The following is a 12,736-nucleotide window of genomic DNA, read 5'->3' on the forward strand; positions in this document are numbered from 1 at the left end:
TCGTTCGATAGGAAGACTGCCGTGCACGCGACGGACCCAACGGTTTTCGTGGACGACGACTTCGACGATATCGACCTCGGCGACGGGGTCACGGTGGCGTCAGCGAGTGACGAGAACGACCCGACCGACGCCGCGTGCGCCGTCGTCACGGACCCCGACGCGGCGGTCCCCGACGACGTGCCGACGATTCTGTACACCGACGCGCCGCCCGAGGCCGTCGAGCGACCCGACCGGTTCGACGCCTACGTCAGCCGCGGCGACCGCTCCGCGCTCGAATCGCAGGTCCGCTGGGTGCTCGCATCGACCGCCGACCGGGACGCAAGCGAGGTGGCGACAGCCCGAAACGACGCCGAGTGGGACCGGCTCAAACGGCTCTACGAGGGGACGACGGACCTCATCGCGGCCGAGACGGTCGAGGAACTCTACGAGCGCGCTATCGGCCTCACGGAGCACATCCTCGAGTTCGACAACACCTCGTTTTTCCTCCACGACGGCGACAGTTTCTACGTCGTCGCCAACAACGACGACATGGCCGGAATGGGCCCGATACCGACCGACATGGGCCTGCTCGGGGAGACACACCGAGCCAAGCGCTCGTTTCTCGTGGACGACGTGCGCGACCACCCGGAAGCCGACCCCAACGACCCCGCCTATCGCTCGGCGGTGAGCGTCCCCGCGGGCGACGACGGCGTGTTCCAAGCCATCTCCAACGAGGTCGGCGCGTACGACGAGACCGACCTCACGCTGGCAGAACTCCTCGTGTCCTACGTCTCCGAGACGCGGAGTCGCATCGAGTCCGAAGCCGCCCTTCGACAGAGCCGCGAGCAGATAGAGCGACTCCACCGAGGGGCCACGGAACTGGCCGCGGCGACGAGTCTCGACGAACTGTTCGAACAGACCGTCGAAATCACCGACGACATCCTCGAGTTCGACATCAGCTACGTGGGCGTCGTCGAGGACGGCTACATCGTTCCGGCGGCCATCTCGTCGGACGCGCCGGCCGACGGCGCGGAGCGCGTCCCCCTCGACGACGGCGGCATCGCGGCCGAAGTGTTCCTATCTGGGAACACCGACATCACCGACGACGTGCGCGACCACCCCGAGGCCAGACCGGTCAAGCGGATGTACCGCGCGGTCCTGAGCGTCCCCATCGGGGACCTCGGCGTCTTTCAGGCGACCACCTTCACCCCCGGCGCGTTCGGCGAGCGAGACGCCGAACTGACCGAACTCCTCATGGCGCACGTCGCGGTCACGGCCGAGCGCATCCGCGCCGAGTCGCGGCTCAGGGAGGAGCGCGACCGCTCGACGGCGCTGTTCGAACACGTCTCCGACGCCGCCGTCGCCTACGACGTGGAAGCCGGCGCGCTCACGGTGCGCGACGTGAACCGGGCGTTCCAGTCGGCCTTCGGCTACGACGCCGACGACGTGGTCGGAAGCGACCTCCTCGGGCGAATCGTCCCGCCGGAACCCGACCCGAACCCGGTGCCCGAACCGGGTGCCGACGAGACCATCCCCGAACTCCTCGTCGCCGCCGGCGAGAGCTACCGCGGAGAGGTCCGCCGCCGGACCGAAGGCGGCGTCCGCGAGTTCATCCTGAACGTCGTCCCGCTGTCGCCCGGCGAGGAGCGCGGGTCGGGCTACGCCATCTACACCGACATCACGGAGCGGAAGACCCGCGAAAGCGAGTTAGAGCGACAGAACGAGCGGTTGGAGGAGTTCGCGAACATCGTGAGCCACGACCTTCGCAACCCACTTTCGGTCGCCCGCGGGAACCTCGACCTCGCCCGCGAGACCGGCGACGAGACGCGGTTCGACACCGCCGAGCGGGCGCTCGAACAGATGGAGGAACTCATCGACGACCTGCTGTCGCTCGCCCGCCGCGGTCAACTGGTCGACGAGACCGAACGGGTCGACCTCCCGGCGGTCGCCCGGCAGGCGTGGGCGACCACCGACACCGCCGACGCCGAGTTAGCCACCTGCCAGTCGGTCGTCGTCGACGCCGACGAGGACCGCCTCGCCGAACTGCTCGCCAACCTGTTTCGGAACGCGGTCGAACACGCCGGACCCGACGTGTGCGTCGAGGTCGGCGGCGTCGACGGCGGCTTCTACGTCGAAGACGACGGCCCCGGCATCGACGCCGAGCGCCGCGACGAGGTGTTCGAACCCGGCGAGACGACCGGCGACGACGGCATCGGCTACGGCCTCGCAATCGTCGAGTCCATCGCCGAGGCCCACGGCTGGTCGGCCATCGTGACTTCGGGGACGGCGGGCGGCGCGCGCTTCGAGTTCCGGGCGTAAGAGAAGGTGAGTAGAGAGGCCGGAAACCGGGACAGCGCGGCCGATTCGACTCGGTTCAGTTCAGTTCTGCGAGAGCGCGAGCGACGCGAGGAGCGCTTCGAGTTGGACCTGCTCGTTCGCGCCCTCGGAGATGCGGTAGTCGGCCTCGCCGATGCGCTCCATGAGGCGGACGGCCTCGCGCTCGCCGAGGTCGAACTCCCAGACGGAGCGGTGAAGTTGGTCGATGATGTCGCCGCCGGCCATGCCGGTGTCGACGATGAGCGTCTCTAACTGCTTTCGCGCGGCCGTGAACTCGCCGTCGATGGCGGCCCGGACCATCTCCTCGATGTCCTCGGGGCGGGCCGTCGAGGTAATCATGTAGACGGCCTCCTCGTCGACGACTTCGCCGGTCGTCGCGGCGGCCTGCAGGGAGTTGATGGCGCGGCGCATGTCGCCGCCGGCGGCGTAGACCAGCGCGTCGAGGCCGTCCTCGGTGACCTCGATATCCTCGGCCGCGGCGATGTCGCGGACCTGTTCCGCGACGGCGTCGTCGCCGAGCGGGGAGAAGCGGAACACCGCGCAGCGCGACTGGATGGGGTCGATAATCTTCGAGGAGTAGTTACACGAGAGAATGAAGCGCGTGTTGTCGGAGAACTGCTCCATCGTCCGGCGGAGCGCCGACTGCGCGTCGTTCGTCAGCGAGTCGGCCTCGTCGAGGAAGATGACGCGGTAGTCGTGGCCGCCGAACGACGAGCGCGCGAAGTTCTTGATGCGGTCGCGGACCACGTCGATGCCGCGCTCGTCGGAGGCGTTGAGTTCGAGGAAGTTGCCGCGCCAGTCGTCGCCGTAGATGGCGCGGGCGATGGCGGTCGCGGAGGTGGTCTTGCCGACGCCCGCCGGCCCCGCGAACAGGAGGTGCGGCAGGTCGTCGCGCTCGATGTAGCTCCGCAGGCGCTCGACGATGTCGTCCTGTCCGTAGACGTCGTCGAAGGTCTGCGGTCGATACTTCTCGATCCAGATTTCACGACCCGCCGGGGCGTCGCCCGACTCCGCGGCCTCGCTCATATCCGTTCTACTGGCCGCCCCGCACATAAACCGTCCGAGACGGAGAGCCGGCGTGACACCGACCCGTCGGCGGGCCGAACGCCGGGTCGCGGGGCCGTCGGGGCGGCCGAAGCCGACGGACTGAAACCCGCGCCCGACCCACGAGCGACCATGAACGTGACCGTCGAGGTCGTCGGCGAGGAGACCAGCGAGGTCGCCGTCGGCGACGGCGGGACCTACGCGGACCTCGTGCGGGCGGTGGACCTCAGCCCCCACGAGGTGACCGTCCTCGTCGACGGCCGCCCCGTCCCCGAAGACCAGCCCGTCGAAGTCGACCGCGTGAAGGTGCTCCGCCTCATCAAGGGCGGGTAATCGCCGGGATGGAAGACGCCGAGAGCGACCGTGAGGCCGACGGAGCCGGCGACGCCACCACAGTCCGCGAGGGCGACCCCGACGAACTGGTAGCCGTGATGCGCGTCCTCGACGCCGGACTGCTCGAAGCCGACGCGGGCGAGGTCCGCGACCGACTGGCCGCCGGCGACTGCCTCGTCGCCGAGGCGTCCGGCCGGGTCGTCGGCGCGCTGGTGCTCGACGGCGACTACATCGACGCCGTGGCCGCCTCCCCGAGTCGCCGCGGGCGGGGCGTCGGAACCGCGCTCGTCCGGGCGGCGCTCGACCGTCGGGGGCGACTCGTCGCCGACTTCGACGGGGGCGTCCGACCGTTCTACGAGTCGCTCGGATTCGACATCGAGGAGCGGAACCGGAGTGGGAGTAGGAATGAGGGCGCGGGAGCAGTCGCAGACACCGGCGCGGGCGACGACCGATTTCGCGGCGTCCTGCGGGACGAGTAGCGGCCTCCCGTGATTGTTGGATGTTACCAACCGACACAGATTTAGCCGCTGGTCGTCAAGCGCTAGGGAGTCAAGCCCATGGCAAAGCGAGACCGGAGCGACCGTATCTTGACCGACTGGGACCGCGTTTTCGACGCGCTCTCCGACCCGTCGCGCCGCTACGTGTTGGAGTATCTCCACGACCGGACGGAGCCGGCGTCGGTCTGGGACCTCGCGGTCGCTCTCGCAGTGCGGACAACCGACCTCCCGCCCGACGAGGTGGACCTGCAGGTCGTCGAGCAGGCCGAGGTCGGTATCGTCCACGTCCACCTGCCGAAGCTTCAGGCCGCGGACCTCGTCGAGGCCGCGGGAGAGGGCGTCTCGCTGACCGAGCACGCGGAGACGCTCCCGCTTTTCACGCCGTCGTACCGCGGGGTCGTCAGACCGGTCGGCGACGAAGAAGAGCCGCGAGAGCCCTGATATCGGCCCGCTCAGACGAGCGGTTCGACGAGTTCGTGGCCTGCTTCGAGGAGCGCCGAGACCGCGTCTTCGCTCCCGGCTTCCGCGTAGACGCGCATCTTCGGCTCCGTCCCCGAGGGACGGACGAGGAGCCACGAGCCGTCTTCTAAGAGGAGTTTGAAGCCGTCGAGCGTGACGACCTTGGCGATGTCGCGGCCGGCGACCGTCTCGGGGAGCACGTCCTCCAACTCGTCGATGACGCGCGCCTTCTCGGAATCGGGGCAGGCGACGCTTATCTTGTCGGCGACGATTTCGCCGTGTTCGGCCTCGATGCGGTCGAGGCGGGCGTCGAAGTCCTCCTCGGCGGTCGCGGCGGCCGCGAGCAGGCCCATGAGGACGCCGTCCTTCTCGCGGACGTGCCCGCGGACGGAGAAGCCGCCGGACTCCTCGCCGCCCATGAGCGCGTCGTGTTCGCGCATGCCGTCGGCGACCCACTTGAAGCCGACCGCGGTCTCGAACACCTCTTCGCCGTGGGCCTCGGCGATGCGGTCGATGAGGAACGTGGTCGAGACGGTCCGGATGGCCGGCCCGGAGTCGGATTCGAGCAGGTAGTCGTAGACGGCGGCGAAAAAGAGGTTCTCGTCGAGGACGCCGCGGTCGGGCGTGGCGATGCCGATGCGGTCGGCGTCGCCGTCGTTGGCGACCCCGAGGTCCGCGTCGTGTTCGGCCATCGCCTCGGCGAGGCCGCCGAGGTTCTCGGCCGAGGGCTCAGGTGAGATACCGCCGAAGTCGGCGTCGCGCTCACAGCGCAGGCGAACGACCTCCGCGCCGGCGGCTTCGAGGAGCGCGTCGGTGACGCCGCGGCCGCTGCCGTGCATGGCGTCGTAGACGACCGTGAGGTCCGAGAGGTCGTCGCCGACGAGGTCCATCGCGTGGTCGGCGTGCGGCGAGACCACGTCCACGCGCTCGATGGTGCCGCGCTCGGACTCGGGCAGGAGGTCCGGTTCGGCGAGGCGCTCGGCGACCGCGTCGGTCACGTCGGGGAGCGCCGGCGCGCCGTCCGAGGGGATGAACTTCACGCCGTTGTACTCCGGCGGGTTGTGCGAGGCCGTGACCATGAGCGCCCCCGAGAGGCCGCGGTCGGCGATGGCGTAGGCGACGAGGGGGGTCGGGCAGTCCCGCTCTGGGAGCAATACGTCGAAGCCGTTTCCGGCGACGACCTCCGCGAGCGACTCCGCGAAGCCGGGGGAGGTCTCGCGGGCGTCGTAGCCAACGAGTACCGGCGCGGTGAAGCCTTCATCGGCGAGGTAGTCGGCGACGGCCTGCCCGACGACGCGGACGCGGTCGTCGGTGAACGTGTCCAGCGTGGCGCGCCACCCGTCGGTCCCGAATGAGATTTCGTCCATACGCGCACCACTCCGCGGCGGGGCAAAAAACTACGTTACGAGCCGACGGGTTCGGGGCGCGCCGCGGCGACCGGCGGGGACACGGCTGGCTACGGCGCAACCCCAACGGGACCCCGACTCGCTCACGACTCGACGAGCCGCTGTTTCTCCCGGCGACGGAGCTGTTTTATCTCGTACTCGCGCGACATCGCGGCCGATTTCGAGTCGAACTCCTCGACGTGGACGAGTTCGACCGGCGTCCGGCCGCGGGTGTACTTCGCGCCCTCGCCCGCGTCGTGTTCGGCGACGCGTCGCTCCACGTCGGTCGTGTACCCGGTGTACAGCGAGCCGTCGCTACACTCGATGACGTAGACGAAGTGCACGAGAGAATGGTTCAGGGGCGCGGGTATGAACCCTACGCCCGACCTCGCGCACGATGAGTTGGCTTCGCGTGGTGGTCTTTTGTCGCTTCAGTGGTCATGCGGTGCGGGCACGCTGTCGAGCGACCTCCGCGATACCCGCGTTCGCCGAGCAGTTGGGACAGGCGAGAACCTGACCGTCCTTGTCGGCGAACACGCGTGCGAAGCGCTCGGAGACGTGTGACCCGCAGTGGTCACAGACTGGCATTGTTGCGGTCCGGCAGCCACCAAGCCGGTGTGTGATACACAGTACCCCACCCATATGAGGGCTTCGCGCGTGTGCGTACGCACGCGAAATCGCGCACGACCACGAGGTACAGACTAACGCCCGGTCAGGCGTCGTCGTCGCGGGCGTCGGCGACCGCGCGGGCGATGAGTCCCGCCTGCGCGCCGGCGATGTAGCCGGCATCGACGTTCACCGCGGAGAGGACGGTACACGACTGAAGCATCCCGAGAACGGCCGCCTCGCCGTCGCCGCCGTGGCCGTACCCCGTCGAGACGGGCAGACCGATTACCGGCGTGTCGACGAGTCCGGCGACGACGGTCGGCAGCGCCCCCTCGCGGCCGGCGGCGACGACGACCACGTCGGCCTCGCGGAGCGTGTCGAGGTTGTCGAGCACGCGACCGAGGTGGGCGACCCCTACGTCCTCGATGCGTTCGACGTCCACGCCCATCTCGCGGAGGACCGCGGCCGCCTCGCCCGCGGCCTCGGCGTCGGAGGTGCCGCCGGTGGCGATAGCGACGGTCGCGTCGAGGTCGGGGCGCTCGAAGTCCGGCGCGGCCGCGACGATGGTCTTCGCCCGAGCGTCGCGGTCGATGTCGGCGTCCGGGAGGGCGTCGGCGACGGCCTCCGCGTGGGCGGTATCGGCCCGAGTGACGAGCGCCCGACCGCTCGTTTCGACCGCCGCGACGGCCAGCGTCGCCGTCTCGTCGGGCGTTTTCCCCTCAGCGAGAATCGCTTCGGGGACGCCGCGCCGCGTCTCTCTGGCGGCGTCGAACCGTCCGGCGTCGGTCGTCGCGTACCCGGAGAGTCGTACCTCGGCCTCGGCGGGCGAGAGCGAACCGTCCGCGACCGCCTCCAAAATGTCGCGCATGGCCGCACGTTGGCCTGTGACGTACTCATACCCGTCGTTCCGCCCTCGCGGGGGCAAAGCATATATAAGTGGAGATTGTTCCCGGTAAATCCGTCCTCATAGAAGCGCCATAACCCCCAAATCCGGCGGTATTAACGTCCAATATAGGAAAGTTTATTAAAGGAGAATCGGTAGGACATTCTGTATGGCAGACCTCATTGTCAAGGCAGCCGTCAAGGAAGCGCTCAAGGACAAGAACGTGGCCTCGGACTTCTACGACGCTCTCGACGAGGAAGTCAAGGAGCTTCTCGAAGACGCTGCTCGCCGCGCTGAGCAGAACGACCGTAAGACGGTCCAGCCCCGCGACCTGTAAATTCGGTCTTTAGACCTCTCGTTCTTTTATCGCCGGCCGAAGAGCGCCGGTTGTATCCCCGCGAAGGAAGTCGTCTCTCCGTGAGCCGAGGCGGTCGAAGGTGTCCGTTCGAGCGCCGGACCAACGACTCAGTATTCGGTGACTTCCACGCCGTCGTCGGTGCCGACGTAGACCGCGTCCGCGAGACCGGCGAAGATGCCGTGTTCGACTGCACCGGGGAGCGACGCGAGGTCGGCCGCGAGCGACTCGGGGTTCAGAATCGCGCCGAACTCGCAGTCGAGGACGAGGTTCCCATTGTCGGTGACGACGGGGCCGTCCTTGCGCTCGGCGCGGCGGAGTGTCGCCTCGCCCCCGAGGTCGGCGACGCCGGCCGCGACGGTCGTCCGCGCCGACGGGAGCACCTCGACGGGGACGGCGTTCGAGAGCGTTTCTGCGGTTTTCGAGGGGTCGGCGACGACGAGAAATCGGTCGGCGAAGGCGTCAACTACTTTCTCGCGGGCGTGGGCCGCGCCGCCGCCCTTGACGAGCGCCCCGTCGGTCGTCGCCACCTGGTCGGCCCCGTCGATGGCGAGGTCGATGGCGTCCACTTCGTCGAGGTCGGCGACGGGGATGCCGCACTCGCGGGCGAGTTCGCGGGACGCGAAGGAAGTCGGGACGCCCCGAACGTCGAGGCCGTCGGCGACGCGGTCGCCGATGGCGCGGATGGCGAAGGCGGTGGTGCTGCCGGTGCCGAGGCCGACGACGGTTCCGTCTTCGACCGCTTCGACCGCCGCCTCCGCGGCGCGGCGCTTCTGCGCGTCGGTTCCGCCGGTAGTCTTCATGGCTCAGCCGACTCGGCCGGCGAGTAAAAATGGTCCCGAAACCGGCGGCGTCAGAGGCGGTCTAAGACCGCGTCCGCGTCGTAGGCGAGCGAGATGGCGCGGGTGCGGCCGCGTCCCTCGATTTCGGTGTATCGGGCCTCGATGACGCCCAGTTGGTCCAGTTTGTTCACGAGTTCGGAGTAGCGCGTGTAGCCGAGGCCGGTCTCCTCGTTGAACGCGTCGTACACCGCGCCGGCGCGCTCGCCGTCGTACTCGGCGACGACCCGGACGAGTTCGCGCTCGGGGTCCGAAAGCCCCTGCAGACACCGCGAGAGGTGGACGTACTTCGACTTGTCGTAGGCCGCCTCCACGTCCTCCATGTCGACCGTGCGGGAGGCGCGCATCTCGGCGTGGAGACCGGCGCGACGGAGCAGGTCGATGCCGACCCGGAGGTCGCCGCTGTCGGCGGTGAACTCCGCGACCTGGTCGAGTTCGGGCGCGCCGATGACGTCCTCGTGGAAGCCGCGCTTCGACCGCCCGCGGAGGATATCGACGATTTCGTCCACGTCGTAGCGGGGGAAAAACACCTCCTCGGGCCGGAAGACGCTCTGGACGCGCCCGTCGAGTTCGTCGATGACGTCGAGCGAGAGGTCCGACGAGATGATGATGACGCCGATGCGCGCGCCGGAGTGCGCCTCGTGGGCGCGCAACAGCGAGTAGAGCGTGTCGGAGGCCTCGTTCTCGTAGAACAGGTAGTTCACGTCGTCGAGCGCGACGACGAGCACCTCGTCGTCCTCGACGAGGCGGTCGGTTATCTGGCCGAACAGTTTCTTGAACGAGATGCCCGACGACGGGGGTTCGTACTCGAAGATGTGCTCGAAGACGCGCGAGAACACCGCGTATCGCGTCGAATCGACCTGGCAGTTCACCCGGACAGTCCGGACGCCCGACTGCGTGCCCAACTCGCCGAACAGTTTCTGGACCGCGGTGGTCTTGCCCGTCCCCGGCGGACCACGCACCATCGTGTTCAGGGGGCGAGAGCCGCGGACCGCGGGCCGAAGCGCGTACTTCAGGCTCCGCAGTTGGCTCTCGCGGTGGTTGAACGTCTCCGGAACGTGGTCGATTTCGAAGACGTGTTCGTCGCGGAACACGGTCTCGTCCCACGACAGCATCCCCTCTTCGGGGTCCTCCCTCATCGAGTGAAGTACCACGCGCGGGGGACTTAATCGTTTACCGCGGCGGCGTCCGACGGGGGGCGGACGCGTTGTCTCGACACGTCCCGGACGCGCTCGACCGCCAACCTCCGGGAGCCGAGCCACAATAGTTAATTTCCCAACAATAAATGCGGAGTCATGGCAACTCGCACACAGCTCGCCACGCTGCTCGTCTCGCTCGCACTCGTCGGGGGCGGCGTGCTCGGGTTCGGCTTCGCCGCCGACGAGGACTACAGCTATCGCTACGAGCAGCAACTGTCGGAAACGCCGGAGACGGTTCCCCCGCTGTACAGCGAACTCTCGCAGTCGGAGCAACGGGCCGTTGACCGCGCCCTCGCCGGCGAGGTCCTTCGGTTCGAAGACGACCCCGGAAACCTCCCGGAACTCGTCGAGCGCGACGGGAACTACCACGCGTTCGAGTTCGACGCGAGCACCGACTATACCGCTCCGACAACGGTCGGCTCGCTCGTTGCCGTACTGTTCGGCGCGGTCGGCGTCGTCGTCACGGTCCGGTGGGAAGTCGCGAGCCGATACGTCACCTACTGAAGGAGCCGAACGATTCGGTAGCCGATGGCGACAATCAAAATCAGTCCGACCGCGCCGATACCGAGGGCGACCGGCGTCCCGCCGGTCCGCGAGAGCGCGGCCAGCGCCGGAAGCACGAAGACGGACAGCACGAGGAGCCCACCGAACACCAGAAACACCAGGTACACCGCGGTCCCGAGCACGTCCCAGATGGCGTTCTTCGTGGCGTGGTAGACGAGGTCGTACTGCTGTCGTTCCTCGGGGGAGAGCGAGTCGGAGGGCACGGGCGAAGTTGTCGGAGAGGCTAAATAAATCGTGTGTCGCCGCGGGCGAGGGCGTCAGTCGAACTTCTCCAGCAGTCGCCCGTAGAAACTGGTCTCGTTCTCGCCGGCCAGTTTCTCCACGATGAGTTCCGGGGTCGACCGCGCGAGGTGGTCCTTCACGGGCGAGCGGTTGACGACGAGTTCGCCGTCTTCCAGTCCGACGGCCTCGATGCCGTCGACCGCGACCGACACGTCCGCCGCCTCGCGGATGCCGCCGGCGAGGTGGGAGACGAACACGGCCGCCGCGCCCTGTTCGGCGAGTTCTTCGAGGATGCCGGCGATGATTTTGGCCGACGCGCCGGGTTCGGTGATGCTCTCCAGTTCGTCCACGAGGACGAGGCGGTCGGCCGCGCCGTCGGTGAGCGCGGCGAAGTCGCGGAGCGTGCTCTCGAAGGCCCCGGCGTCGAGAGTGCCCTGCGACTTGGCGTAGTAGTGGAGTTCGGAAAACCGCGAGAGGCGAACCGACTCGGCGGGGACGGGAAGCCCCATGTGCGCGAGGACGACGACGAGGCCCACGAGGTCGAGCGTCGAGGTCTTGCCCCCGCTGTTGACCCCCGAGAGGAGCGTGACGCCCGATACCTCGTAGTCCACGGGGTCGACGTCCGCGAAGTCCACGTCGAGGAGGGGCGAGCGGCCGGCCTCGATGGCGAACGAGCCGGCACCGTCGTCTCCGGCCGCGCCGGTGAACTCGGGGAAGACGCAGTCGAAGTCGCGGGCGAACCGAGAGACGGCGAGGCGCACGTCGAGTTCGAGCGCGTCGCGGACCAGCGTCTCCACGGGGTCGCGCAGGTCGCCGAGGTCGGCGGCGAGACCGGCTTTCAACTTCGCGGCGCGGCGGTCGCGGGCGGCCTTCAGTTCGGTTCGGAGGCGGCCGACCGCCTCCTCGTCGTGACCGAGCGGGAACGACGGGTCCTCTGGGAAGACGCGCTCCGTCAGGTCGGCCTCGCCGGGGCGGAGTGACAGCGACTCCACGAGGTGGTCGCGGGCGACCGAAAGCGCCTCGTCGAACTCGTCTTCGAGTTCGCGCGACAGCAGGGAATCGACGCGCGCGCCCTGCTCGACGAGCGACAGGAAGTCGGTCCCCTCGATGGTCACGTCGCGCTCGCGAATCACGTCGCGGAGGCGGTCGTTGGCGACCGATTCGGCGGTCGAGACGGCGGTGTCGAGGTCGTCCACCGCGTTCGAGAGGCGTTCGAGTTCGTCGTCGCCGAGGACGGTCCCGTCGTCGGCCAGCCGAGAGAGGGCGTCGCGGAGGGCGGCGAGGTCACACGGCGGGTCGAGTTCGGCCGCTTCGTGGACCGCGGCGGCCGCCTCCAAGGCCTCGCGGTTCGCGGCGAAGAAGGCGAGCAGTCGCTCGGGGACGACCTCGTCGGTCCGCTCGGCGGCGTCGGGGAGGACGCGCACGTCACCGTCCACGTCGATGCCGGCGAACGACTCGTCGAGGACGACCACCGTCGAGTACGACCGCGCGAGTTCGGCGATGTCGCGGCCGTCCTCGACGACCTCGATGGAGAGTTCGGGAAACGCCTCCTTGGCGGCGGCGTAGCGCTCCGCGTCGGCGGTGGCGATACAGCGCTCGCGGACGCGACGCGGCTTCGGGTCCGCGAGGGGTTCGACGCCCGACAGCGCCGCGAGTACGTCCGGGTCGGGGTCGAGGTCCGTTGCGTCCGCGGCGAACGCCCGGACCTCCTCGATGCGCGAGGCCGACCCGGTGGGAAACAGCGTCTCCAGTCGCTTCTCGGCGTACGTCGTGACCGTCCGCGCCTGCAGGAGACCCAGCGCGTCGCGGTAGATTTCCGAGGCGCGGTCGGTGGCGAGGAAGCCGCCGGGGTCGTCGTGGTCGCGGCGAATCGCCCCGCGGGCGATGGCCGCCGCCCTGCCCTCCGTGAGCCCCGGTGCCCGCGCGAGCGCCGCCACGTCGCCGTCGGTGAGCGCTCGCTCGGCGTCGTCGAGTTCCGCGAGCGCGGCGGCGGTCTTCTCGCCGACGCCCGGGATGGTCTCGAAGTCCATTCGG

General features: G+C 68.9%; 15 protein-coding genes. 6 read left to right on the plus strand and 9 right to left on the minus strand.

Features of this window, described 5'->3' with window-relative positions; translation table 11 throughout:
* The first annotated feature begins 48 nt into the window (after positions 1–48).
* Positions 49–2,298, plus strand: a complete 2,250-nt coding sequence (locus AUR65_RS03045; RefSeq protein ID WP_199180554.1) for a GAF domain-containing protein — start codon at positions 49–51, stop codon at positions 2,296–2,298.
* 60 nt (positions 2,299–2,358) lie between these two features.
* Here AUR65_RS03045 and AUR65_RS03050 read toward each other — a convergent pair whose 3' ends face one another.
* The gene (locus AUR65_RS03050; RefSeq protein WP_058568323.1) at positions 2,359–3,342 is read right to left on the minus strand and encodes a replication factor C small subunit; all 984 of its coding nucleotides are present in this window, start codon (positions 3,340–3,342) and stop codon (positions 2,359–2,361) included.
* 150 nt (positions 3,343–3,492) lie between these two features.
* Here AUR65_RS03050 and samp2 point away from each other — a divergent pair, with 150 nt between their 5' ends.
* The 3 genes from samp2 to AUR65_RS03065 all read left to right on the plus strand — a co-directional run bounded on the left by samp2 (position 3,493) and on the right by AUR65_RS03065 (position 4,631).
* Entirely contained in the window at positions 3,493–3,693 is a 201-nt protein-coding gene (samp2, locus tag AUR65_RS03055) for a ubiquitin-like small modifier protein SAMP2 (RefSeq protein ID WP_004973827.1), read from the plus strand.
* 8 nt (positions 3,694–3,701) lie between these two features.
* A complete protein-coding gene (locus AUR65_RS03060; RefSeq protein ID WP_058568324.1) occupies positions 3,702–4,172 on the plus strand; it encodes a GNAT family N-acetyltransferase in 471 nt (156 codons plus the stop codon).
* A gap of 78 nt (positions 4,173–4,250) precedes the next feature.
* Positions 4,251–4,631 carry a DUF7344 domain-containing protein gene (locus AUR65_RS03065; protein WP_058568325.1) on the plus strand — a complete coding sequence of 127 codons (381 nt, stop codon included), beginning with the start codon at positions 4,251–4,253 and terminating at the stop codon, positions 4,629–4,631.
* Between the two features lie 11 nt (positions 4,632–4,642).
* Here the strand turns inward: AUR65_RS03065 and AUR65_RS03070 are convergent, their stop codons facing one another.
* From AUR65_RS03070 to larB, 4 genes are all read right to left on the minus strand, one after another.
* On the minus strand, positions 4,643–6,016 hold the full coding sequence (locus AUR65_RS03070) for a phosphoglucomutase/phosphomannomutase family protein (RefSeq protein WP_058568326.1): 1,374 nt from the start codon (positions 6,014–6,016) through the stop codon (positions 4,643–4,645).
* Positions 6,017–6,138: 122 nt separating this feature from the next.
* Positions 6,139–6,378 carry a GIY-YIG nuclease family protein gene (locus AUR65_RS03075; protein ID WP_004973837.1) on the minus strand — a complete coding sequence of 80 codons (240 nt, stop codon included), beginning with the start codon at positions 6,376–6,378 and terminating at the stop codon, positions 6,139–6,141.
* Positions 6,379–6,472: 94 nt separating this feature from the next.
* On the minus strand, positions 6,473–6,622 hold the full coding sequence (locus tag AUR65_RS20575) for a DUF7563 family protein (protein ID WP_187367346.1): 150 nt from the start codon (positions 6,620–6,622) through the stop codon (positions 6,473–6,475).
* A gap of 124 nt (positions 6,623–6,746) precedes the next feature.
* Entirely contained in the window at positions 6,747–7,508 is a 762-nt protein-coding gene (gene larB / locus AUR65_RS03080) for a nickel pincer cofactor biosynthesis protein LarB (RefSeq protein ID WP_058568327.1), read from the minus strand.
* A gap of 184 nt (positions 7,509–7,692) precedes the next feature.
* Between larB and AUR65_RS03085 the strand changes: the two genes are divergently transcribed.
* Positions 7,693–7,860 (plus strand): DUF1931 family protein, encoded by a 168-nt coding sequence (locus AUR65_RS03085; protein WP_004045310.1) that lies wholly within the window; start codon positions 7,693–7,695, stop codon positions 7,858–7,860.
* Positions 7,861–7,988: 128 nt separating this feature from the next.
* Here the strand turns inward: AUR65_RS03085 and rpiA are convergent, their stop codons facing one another.
* Positions 7,989–8,681, minus strand: coding sequence for a ribose-5-phosphate isomerase RpiA (gene rpiA / locus AUR65_RS03090; RefSeq protein ID WP_058568328.1), 693 nt, complete (start codon positions 8,679–8,681; stop codon positions 7,989–7,991).
* Positions 8,682–8,731: 50 nt separating this feature from the next.
* The gene (locus AUR65_RS03095; RefSeq protein WP_004973842.1) at positions 8,732–9,856 is read right to left on the minus strand and encodes an ORC1-type DNA replication protein; all 1,125 of its coding nucleotides are present in this window, start codon (positions 9,854–9,856) and stop codon (positions 8,732–8,734) included.
* 156 nt (positions 9,857–10,012) lie between these two features.
* On the opposite strand from AUR65_RS03095, the gene AUR65_RS03100 reads away from it, so the two are divergent.
* Complete coding sequence (locus AUR65_RS03100) at positions 10,013–10,420, plus strand: hypothetical protein (RefSeq protein WP_058568329.1); 408 nt, start codon at positions 10,013–10,015, stop codon at positions 10,418–10,420.
* Here AUR65_RS03100 and AUR65_RS03105 read toward each other — a convergent pair.
* Together AUR65_RS03105 and AUR65_RS03110 are read right to left on the minus strand one after the other, a co-directional pair.
* Positions 10,414–10,683 (minus strand): hypothetical protein, encoded by a 270-nt coding sequence (locus AUR65_RS03105; protein WP_058568330.1) that lies wholly within the window; start codon positions 10,681–10,683, stop codon positions 10,414–10,416. The genes AUR65_RS03100 and AUR65_RS03105 overlap by 7 nt on opposite strands.
* A 54-nt stretch (positions 10,684–10,737) precedes the next feature.
* Entirely contained in the window at positions 10,738–12,732 is a 1,995-nt protein-coding gene (locus tag AUR65_RS03110; protein WP_058568331.1) for a MutS-related protein, read from the minus strand.
* Positions 12,733–12,736: the final 4 nt, after the last annotated feature.

Source organism: Haloferax marisrubri (assembly GCF_001469875.2).
In the GTDB taxonomy this organism is placed as follows: Archaea; Halobacteriota; Halobacteria; order Halobacteriales; family Haloferacaceae; genus Haloferax; species Haloferax marisrubri.

What these genes read in the sequence shown, in the direction of transcription:
- rpiA (WP_058568328.1), bottom strand. Translation starts at nt 8,681, where the DNA reads ATGAAGACTACCGGCGGAACCGACGCGCAGAAGCGCCGCGCCGCGGAG.
- AUR65_RS03095 (WP_004973842.1), bottom strand. Translation starts at nt 9,856, where the DNA reads ATGAGGGAGGACCCCGAAGAGGGGATGCTGTCGTGGGACGAGACCGTG.
- AUR65_RS03070 (WP_058568326.1), bottom strand. Translation starts at nt 6,016, where the DNA reads ATGGACGAAATCTCATTCGGGACCGACGGGTGGCGCGCCACGCTGGAC.
- samp2 (WP_004973827.1), top strand. Translation starts at nt 3,493, where the DNA reads ATGAACGTGACCGTCGAGGTCGTCGGCGAGGAGACCAGCGAGGTCGCC.
- AUR65_RS03065 (WP_058568325.1), top strand. Translation starts at nt 4,251, where the DNA reads ATGGCAAAGCGAGACCGGAGCGACCGTATCTTGACCGACTGGGACCGC.
- larB (WP_058568327.1), bottom strand. Translation starts at nt 7,508, where the DNA reads ATGCGCGACATTTTGGAGGCGGTCGCGGACGGTTCGCTCTCGCCCGCC.
- AUR65_RS03060 (WP_058568324.1), top strand. Translation starts at nt 3,702, where the DNA reads ATGGAAGACGCCGAGAGCGACCGTGAGGCCGACGGAGCCGGCGACGCC.
- AUR65_RS03110 (WP_058568331.1), bottom strand. Translation starts at nt 12,732, where the DNA reads ATGGACTTCGAGACCATCCCGGGCGTCGGCGAGAAGACCGCCGCCGCG.
- AUR65_RS03050 (WP_058568323.1), bottom strand. Translation starts at nt 3,342, where the DNA reads ATGAGCGAGGCCGCGGAGTCGGGCGACGCCCCGGCGGGTCGTGAAATC.
- AUR65_RS03085 (WP_004045310.1), top strand. Translation starts at nt 7,693, where the DNA reads ATGGCAGACCTCATTGTCAAGGCAGCCGTCAAGGAAGCGCTCAAGGAC.
- AUR65_RS20575 (WP_187367346.1), bottom strand. Translation starts at nt 6,622, where the DNA reads ATGCCAGTCTGTGACCACTGCGGGTCACACGTCTCCGAGCGCTTCGCA.
- AUR65_RS03100 (WP_058568329.1), top strand. Translation starts at nt 10,013, where the DNA reads ATGGCAACTCGCACACAGCTCGCCACGCTGCTCGTCTCGCTCGCACTC.